The organism is Rhodopseudomonas palustris, assembly GCF_003591005.1.
Classification (GTDB): domain Bacteria; phylum Pseudomonadota; class Alphaproteobacteria; order Rhizobiales; family Xanthobacteraceae; genus Rhodopseudomonas; species Rhodopseudomonas palustris_K.
In genome coordinates, this window is sequence record NZ_QYYD01000082.1 from 1 (window position 1) to 542 (window position 542).

1 protein-coding gene is annotated in these 542 nt (G+C 43.9%); it reads right to left on the bottom strand.

Annotated elements, in window-relative coordinates; all coding sequences use genetic code 11:
• On the bottom strand, nt 1-542 hold a 542-nt coding region (locus D4Q52_RS26065; protein ID WP_283805690.1), incomplete at both ends, for a glycoside hydrolase family 70 protein.

Below are 542 nucleotides of genomic sequence, written 5' to 3' on the forward strand. Positions count from 1 at the left end.
GATACATACTGAGGCGGCAGCTCAAATGAAGTCACTCCCCATTCCTTGAAGAGGTTGACATTTTTAGCAATGACTTTATTGGTATACTGGTCATCGCGAGTTGCAAAGTCTTGGAAATTAGAGAAGCCTTCGTAAATCAGCTGTGAATCAAGAGCGGGACTAGATTCATAAACCTGACCGCTAGCATTTTTCTTCTTGCTAGCTGTTACACGAGCATCCTGATCTGCCTTAGCACCAACTGGTACCCAAACAGCCAGATAACCAGAAACTTGGACATTGCTGTAGCCTGCGATATCATTCATATCAAAGGTCAAAATACCATTAGCATCTGTCTTCTTCCAGAGGGATTGCGGCACTTCTTCGTCAGTTAGATAGCGGGAAATGCCATCTTTTGTCGTCAAGAGCACAGGACGGTAGTATTGATTCTTATGGGCTGCTCCCATATTGACTTGCAGTTTATCCCATACATTTAACTTGAGGTTAGGGTTGTTAGAAGCAATAACAGCCATCCCTTGGGTACGAGTTTCTGCTGTTCCTTCATC